Origin of the sequence: Rhodococcus sp. WB9, assembly GCF_007558985.1 — a bacterium.
GTDB classification, from domain to species: Bacteria; Actinomycetota; Actinomycetes; order Mycobacteriales; family Mycobacteriaceae; genus Rhodococcus_F; species Rhodococcus_F opacus.
On the sequence record NZ_CP041769.1, the window covers coordinates 6,254,469 to 6,261,910 of the forward strand.

The following is a 7,442-nucleotide window of genomic DNA, read 5'->3' on the forward strand; positions in this document are numbered from 1 at the left end:
CCCACCGCCGGACCCCCACCGTCACCACACCCCCGCCACCAACGCACCACTGACCGTCGCCTGCACCGTCACCTCCGTCGGCCCATACGCATCGAACAACTCCCGCCCCGGCGCCCACCGCGCCACCAACTCCGGCCCCAACACCTCCCCCGCCACCACCAACACCCGCACCGACCCCAACGACCCCGACTCCACCGTCGCCAACACCGACGGCGTCACAAAACAATGCGTCACCCTCCACCGCCAACCACTCCCCAACGCCGCACCCCGAACACCCCCGGCGGCGCCACCACCAACCGCGCCCCCACCGAAAACGCCATCAACCACTCGTACACCGACGCATCAAAACTCGGCGACGCCACATGCGACACCCGACACCCCGACCACAAACCAAACCGAACCCGCACCTCCTCAACCAAATTCGCCAACCCCCCATGCGTCACCACCACCCCCTTCGGACGCCCCGACGACCCCGACGTATACATCACATACGCCGCATCCCCCACCACCAACCCCGCACCCGATCCCCATCCGACACCCCCACCCCCGACACCCCCACCACCACACCCGGATCATCAACCCGCAACCACTCCACCACCGACGGCAACACCACCCCCGACACCGACAACCCCACCACCGCACCCGAATCCACCAACAACTCCCGCACCCGCACCTCCGGCAACCCCGGATCCACCGGCACAAACGCCGCCCCCGACTTCACCACCGCCCACACCGCCACCACCAACTCCACCGACCGCGACACCCCCACCCCCACCACCACACCCGGACCCACACCCCGCCCGATCAACACCCGCGCCCACCGATTCGACCACTCATCCAACTCCCCATACGACAACTCCACACCCCCACACGACACCGCCACACCACCCCCACCCAACCCCACACCCCCCGCCAAAATCTCCGGCAACAACCGCACCCCCACACCAGCCCTACCCCGCACCGGCACCAACAACCCCCGCTCCACCACACCCAACACACCCACACGAGCCAACGGCCTATCCGGTGCCCCGACCGCGGTTTCGAGAATGCGGGAGAGACGCTGCGCGTCGCCGGGGCCGTGCACGTCGACGGTCCAGGAACCGTCCCGGTCGTCGACGTCGACGAACACCCCGTTACCGTCGGAGTCCCACCGCTTCACGACGGTGACGGCACCCGCACCGATGCGCTCGACGCCGAGCGGTTCGCGCATTCCGCCTGCCACAGGCCACGAGTCCACCGGACCATCTGCGGAAGCGAGGAACCGGTGTCTCCGGGATCTCCGGAGTTGCAGTCCCACGTGCCGTGTCAGCGCATCGAATGTGAGTTGCGGTGTGAGGGAGAGCCTCACGGGTGTGGTGGACCCGTGCGACCGGTGCCCGACCACCACGTCGTCGACGGCGGTGCGGCTGTGCCAGTACACCGCCAGCGCGGCGAGCAGGACGGCGGCGGTCCCGCCGCCGCTGCGGCGTGCGAGCCGCACGAGCGCGCCGTCGGCGGGAACGGTGAACGGGCCGAGGTCCTCCTCCTCGGAGCCCGGACCGGGCGGGGTCTCGTGTCGCGGCGCTCCGGCGAGCAGGTGCTCCCAGTAGCGGCGGTCGTCCGCCCACGAGTCGCTCTCGCGGTACCGCGCATCGGAGGTCAGCGGGACGGAGGGCGACACGAACGGCCGGGAATCCGGCGGCGGGGTGGGAACGGATTCCCCCGACTCGTAGGCCTCGGCGGTGCGGTGGACGATCGCCGTCATGCCCGGTTCGTCGTTCACCAATCGGTGGTAGCGCTGGAACCACCCGTATCGGCCGTGCGGCAGCCGGAACAGGACGTGCACGTACAGCGGTCCGGTGGCGGGGTCCATCGGGCGGTTCAGCTCGTGGTCGATCCACATCGTCACGAGTCGGCCGGGGTCGTCGGACGCGGCGGCGTCGAGGACGTCCGGACCGGTCGCCGGGGCGCCGGTGACCTGCCCGGGTTCCGGGCCGTCGAGCACGAAAGTGCAGTGCAGTCCGGTGCATTCGGCCAGTGTCTGCTGCAGCACCCGGCAGAACCGGTCTTCGTCGAGCGGGCCGTCGAGTTCGAGATACTGGCCGAAGGACGCGTCGGGAACACCGGCGCGGAGCACCGCGAGCTGGTCGTAGGTGAGGGACAGCACCTCACCGGTACTCATGGAATCCTCGCCCGGTCTTACGCCCGAGATGACCGGCCTCGACCAGGGCGACGAGCGACTCGGGCGGGCTGTAGTGGTCGTCGCCGGTCAACTCGCGGAGCGCGGTCATCGTGTCGTGGACGTTGTCCAGGCCGATCAGGTCGGCGGTCCGCAGTGGGCCCATCGGGTGGCCGAGGCAGCCTTCGAACAGCGCATCGGTGGTGTCCGCGTCGGCGATACCGTCGTCGAGCGCGGTCGCCGCCTCCGCGATACACAGCATGAGGACACGGTTCAGCAGGAATCCGGGTCCGTCGCCGACGACGATGCCGGTCCTGTCCAGTGTGGCGAGGAGCGCCAGCGCACGGTCCAGCGACTGCGGCGACGTCCGCGGCCCCCGCACCACCTCGACGGTGTCCTTGAGTGGGGCGGGGTTCATGAAGTGCAGTCCGACAACCTGTTCCGGTCTCGTGGTACTCGCCGCGAGTCTGTCGACGGGGATGCCGGAGGTGCACGACGCGAGGAGCGCGTCGGGTGCGCAGACCCGGTCCAGTTCGGCGAAGACCTTCTCCTTGAGGTCGATTCGCTCGGGGACGCATTCGATGACGACGGTGGCGTCGCGCAGGTCGCTCATCTGCCCGGTCCAGTGCACCCGCGCGGTGACCTCGGCGGGTTTCGGACCACCGGCCCGGCCGAGGAGTATCGCGAGCCGCAGCGAGTCGCGCATCCGAGACCGGGCCTGTTCGACGGCCTGCGGGTCGGGGTCGACGACGATCACGTCGTGGCCGGCCTGCGCGAGACATTCGGCCACCCCGGCGCCCATGGTCCCCGCCCCCACCACACCGACGCTCATCGCACTGCCTTCACTCATCGCGCCGCCTCCGTCGAAAGGCCGGTGTCGTCCTGATGCACGTACTCCATCGCCACCTCCTGAGTGGGCAGGTCGGGATGGGCCACGAGTCCGGCCAGCAGCCGCCGGAGGTCGGTGAGCATCGCGGTAGCCGTGCTCCGGTCGAAGAGGTCGGTGGCGTAGTCCAGTTCGAGGGTGAGCGCGGTCGGACCGCGCGTCCACGACAGCCCGAGTTCGACGGGCGACAGGTCTGCCCGTTCGGCACTGTCGTCGCGCTCCCCGTCGCAGCGCACCGGGAAGTGCTGCGCCGCCGTGGCGGCCGCGCGAGGATCCGAGGACAACTCCCGGCGTACGGTCTCCACCAGCTCCGGGTAGGTCGGATCTCCCGACAGGTCCACGACCACGAGCCGAGGCGATGCCCCCGGTCCCGGGGCGGCGCCGACGGCCACCTCGTCCTGCGCCGTGTACCAGGCGAGGAGGGTGAGCCAGGCGGCGAGCAGTTCCGGGTGGCCCGGCCGGCCGTCGAGCGTCGCCGTCACCCGTGCGGTCGAGTAGCTCGGCGGTTCCGCGCCGGTCGAGGGCTGCCGGGGCCGATCCGCCGGGACCAGGGGCGGCGCCACCAGTCGCGACACCGGCGCTGGGGCCGCGTCGGTCAGGAACACGGAAACAGGCTGTGTGCGGGGAGACTCCGCGACACCTTCGAGGATGCGGACGTACTCGGCGCACAGCGCGGCGGCGGTCTGCTCGGTGAACAGTTCCGTGCTGAACTCGAGCCCGGCCGCCATGCCGTCCTCGCCGCCTCGCTCCGTGGTGACGAGGGTGAGATCGAACTTGGCCGTGCCGGACGGCACCCCGCCGAACGCGATGGCCGTGGGATCCTCCTGGTCGAACAGCGTCTCGGTCAGTCCTTGCTGCGACTGCAGCGCCGGCAGCTCCTGGTGGACGTGGCAGACGTCGAACAGTGGTGTCCGGCTCAGGTCCCGGTCGCCGGTGAGTGCGGTGACGACGCGGTCGAACGGGATCTCCTGATGCTCGAGGGCGCCGAGCACGACATCACGCACGCGTGCGCACAGCTCCGCGATGTTCGGGTCCCCGGACAGGTCGGCGCGCAGCGCCACCGTGCTGTTGAAGTACCCGATCATGCCGGACAGTTCCGGCCGGTTACGTCCGGTCGTCGGTGTCCCGACCACGAGGTCGCGCTGGCGGCTGCGGCTCGCCATGAGGAGGTAGAACGTGGAGAGCAGCACCACGAACAGCGACACGGACTCCCTCCGCGCCACGGCCCGCAGGCTCCGGGTCAGGTCCTCGGAGACGGTGAACGTGTGGAACGCGCCGGTGAAGTTCTTCCGCTCCGGACGCGGGAAGTCGGTGGGCAGCCGGAGCAGCGGTACGTCCTTCAGAACGGTTCTCCAGTATTCGAGTTCGGAGTCGAGCGCGGCACTCGCGATGAGTTCCCGCTGCCACAGGGCGTAGTCCCAGTACTCGATGGGGAGCGGTGTGAGGTCGGCGCGGCGGCCGGCGCGGCGTGCCGCGTACAGGGCGGGCAGTTCCTGCTCGAAGATCCTCGGCGACCCCCCGTCGTTGACGGAATGGTGGGTGGTGACCTGCAGGACGTGCTCGTCGGGACCGATCCTGATGAGCAGTGCCCGCACGAGCGGGTCGGTGGCCAGGTCGAACGGTGCCACCGCGGCGTCGTGCACGAGGGCCCGGGCCGCGGCCACCGGATCCGGTTCGCCCGACACGTCGGCGGTGCGGAAGAAGTCGCCGAGGGTTTCGCGGATCCGCAGTTCCGGCTCCCCGTCGACCTCGACGTAGTTGGACAACAGCACCCGATGCCGTGCGGCGAGATCGTCCCACATTCCCCGGACGGCGGATTCGTCGATCGGCCCGTGCAATTCGCTGACCATCGGCAGGTTGTAGACGGTCGTCGCGGCGTCGAGTTGGTGATGGAACCACATGCGTACCTGACCGAACGACATCACGTGCCGCCCCCGCGGCATGATCGGGGGCAGCCCACCGGACGCGGACGTGCCGACCGCGAGGAGTGCGGCGAAATCTGCGACCTTCGGCCGCTCGTAGAGGTCGATGAGTTTGGGCCGGACCCCGTATCGGTCCGACACCCGGTCGACGAGTTGCATGCCGATGAGCGAGTTCCCACCGAGGTCGAAATAGTCGTCGTCGGCGCCGACGTCCCTCTCGCTGTGGAGCAACTCGCGCAGTGTCGTCTGCAACCAGTCGAGGCTGTCTTCCGGCGCGGCCGTCGCCGATCGGGGGCTCGGTTCCGCCGACGGATTGTCCGGTGCGTCGTCCCAGTCGGGTTGGCCTGGGAGGTCGAACCAGCACCGCGAACCGCGCATCGGGTGGCCGGGTAGTCGCACTCGCCAGGCGGAGTTCTCACCGCGGTCGATGGCCGCCCAGTCGAGGTCGACTCCGCGCTCGTACAGCCCGGCGAGGAGGTGTGTGATCGCGTCGGATGTGTCCGTCGCGCGGAGCATGTCGGCGTCCGCCGTGTCGCGGAGAGCGTCGGCGAGCAGTGCGCCGAGGCGTCCCTCCGGGCTCGGCTCCACGAAGACGACGGGTCCGTCCGCGAGCATTCCCTTCGCGACGGCGACGAGCCGGTCGGTGTCGATCGAGGGGTCCGCGGCCGCGGCGGCGATGTCGGCAGCCTCCACCGCCGACAGTGTGTCCCGCAGATACCGGGCCGCGTACCGGGACACGCCGCCGCTGAGGACGGCGTCGACGGTGACTCCCGCGGCCCGGAGTTCCCGGTGGACGGCGATCTGGCCGGCGAGGAGGTCCGCCTCGTCGCCGGTGGCCGGAAGCTCCGACGGCAGGGTGCGGCCGCGCAGTGCGGGCGGCATCCGGTCGGGCGACAGCAGCAACGCCACGGCGGGGCGTTGCCGGGTGGGCGGTGCGGAGTCCTCGCCGCGGGCGTCGAGTTCGGCGGCGCGGGCAGCGAGCGACTGCGCGAGTTCGGCGATGCTGCGTGCGTGCACCGCCACCCGGTGGTCGTGGTGCGGGCGGCCGCGATTGAGGGTGAAGACCACATCGTCGAGGTCGTGCCCGCGCACGGCCGTCGCCAGTTCGGTACACAGCGTGGCGAGGGCGCCCACGCTCTTCGCCGACACCCCGACCAGTCGACTCGTGGTGCCGCCGCGCGATCCGGTGGCACGCGCGGGCGGTTGTTCCACCACGCAGTGCGCGTTGATGCCGCCGAGGCTGAACGAACTCACCCCCGCCCGCCGGGGTCCGGTCTCGTCGCTCCACGTCCGGGCCTCGGTGACCACCTCGATCCCGTTGCCCGCGAGGTCGACTCCACCGGTGGGTCGTTCGAAGTGCAGCGACGGGTACAACTCGCCGTGCTCGACGGCCAGGATCGCCTTCACGAGGCCGGACACCCCGGCGGCGTGGTCGAGGTGACCGATGTTGGTCTTCACCGAACCGATCGGCAGGACGCCGGCACGGCCCCGGAACGCGGACGTGATCCCTTCGAGTTCGACCGCGTCGCCCAGCAGAGTTCCCGATCCGTGGGCCTCGAGGTACCCGGCAGCGTCCGGGGTGAGACCCGCCTTCTGCCAGGCCCGGGAGATGACGGCCACCTGCGCCCGGGCGCTCGGGGAGCTGATCGTCGCGGACGAATGACCGCTGGACACCGTTGCGGTGCCACGGATCACGGCGTGGACCGGCACGCGGTCGGCGCGGGCGCGGGCCATCGTGGTGAGGAGAAGCGCCGCCCCACCCTCCCCGACCGCGGTGCCGTCCGCGTTCGCGTCGAACGCGCGGCAACGCCCGCCGGGTGACATCAGTTCCGCGGATCCCTCCGCCATGTCGGCGCGGAGACCGTTCACCCGCAGACTGACTCCGCCTGCCAGGGCGAAGTCGGCGTCACCCGACCGCAGCTCCCGGCAGGCGTGGTGCACCGCGATCAGCGACCCGTTGCAACCCGAATCGACGGCGTAGCAGGGGCCGGTGAGGCCGAGCTGGTACGCGATCCGGGCCGGCACGGCGAACGGAACGTTGCCCAGTGTGCTCAGCACACCCGGTTCCGCCCACATCGCCGGATACGTCGAGGTGGCGGCGCTGAACACCACCGCCGTCGCGCTGTCACGGAACTCCGCCACCGAGTATCCGGCGTCCTCGACCGCCTGATACGCGAGGACCAGTGCGAGCCGCTGCTGCGGGTCGATCAGCGACGCTTCCCGTTTCGACAGGGTGAAGAAGGCGTAGTCGAACGTGGAGATGTCCTCGACGAAACCCATCGCGTGGTAGCGGGAGGGAGGTCCCAGCCCGGTCGCCTTCGTCCGTGACCGCGACAGCGGGCGCACCGAATCCCGGCCCGCCGCAAGATTGGCGCGGAACGCCGCCAGGTTCGCGGCCTCGGGGTAGCGCGCGGCGATGCCGACCACGGCGATGTCGTCGTCGCCCGGTGTGGGATGTCGCACAGTCACGGTTGCC

Annotated in this window: 5 protein-coding genes; all 5 read right to left on the bottom strand. The window is 70.4% G+C overall.

The features are described from left to right. Window positions 1–21: 21 nt before the first annotated feature. Genes FND50_RS37200 through FND50_RS29230 form a run of 5 tightly spaced genes read right to left on the bottom strand, consistent with a single transcriptional unit; the run spans window position 22 to window position 7,435 of the window. Window positions 22–219 (bottom strand): hypothetical protein, encoded by a 198-nt coding sequence (locus FND50_RS37200; protein ID WP_260850754.1) that lies wholly within the window; start codon window positions 217–219, stop codon window positions 22–24. Between the two features lie 11 nt (window positions 220–230). After that, entirely contained in the window at window positions 231–485 is a 255-nt protein-coding gene (locus FND50_RS37205) for an AMP-binding protein (RefSeq protein ID WP_260851067.1), read from the bottom strand. Further along, a complete protein-coding gene (locus FND50_RS37210) occupies window positions 485–2,161 on the bottom strand; it encodes an AMP-binding protein (RefSeq protein ID WP_260850755.1) in 1,677 nt (558 codons plus the stop codon). Before FND50_RS37210 ends, FND50_RS37205 begins: the two co-directional genes overlap by 1 nt. After that, the gene (locus tag FND50_RS29225; RefSeq protein ID WP_144287993.1) at window positions 2,148–3,008 is read right to left on the bottom strand and encodes a 3-hydroxyacyl-CoA dehydrogenase family protein; all 861 of its coding nucleotides are present in this window, start codon (window positions 3,006–3,008) and stop codon (window positions 2,148–2,150) included. Before FND50_RS29225 ends, FND50_RS37210 begins: the two co-directional genes overlap by 14 nt. Further along, window positions 3,005–7,435, bottom strand: coding sequence for a condensation domain-containing protein (locus FND50_RS29230; RefSeq protein WP_144287994.1), 4,431 nt, complete (start codon window positions 7,433–7,435; stop codon window positions 3,005–3,007). The genes FND50_RS29225 and FND50_RS29230 overlap by 4 nt, the downstream gene beginning before the upstream one ends. Window positions 7,436–7,442 lie beyond the last annotated feature (7 nt).

What these genes read in the sequence shown, in the direction of transcription:
- FND50_RS37205 (WP_260851067.1), bottom strand. Translation starts at nt 485, where the DNA reads ATGTATACGTCGGGGTCGTCGGGGCGTCCGAAGGGGGTGGTGGTGACG.
- FND50_RS37210 (WP_260850755.1), bottom strand. Translation starts at nt 2,161, where the DNA reads ATGAGTACCGGTGAGGTGCTGTCCCTCACCTACGACCAGCTCGCGGTG.
- FND50_RS29225 (WP_144287993.1), bottom strand. Translation starts at nt 3,008, where the DNA reads ATGAGTGAAGGCAGTGCGATGAGCGTCGGTGTGGTGGGGGCGGGGACC.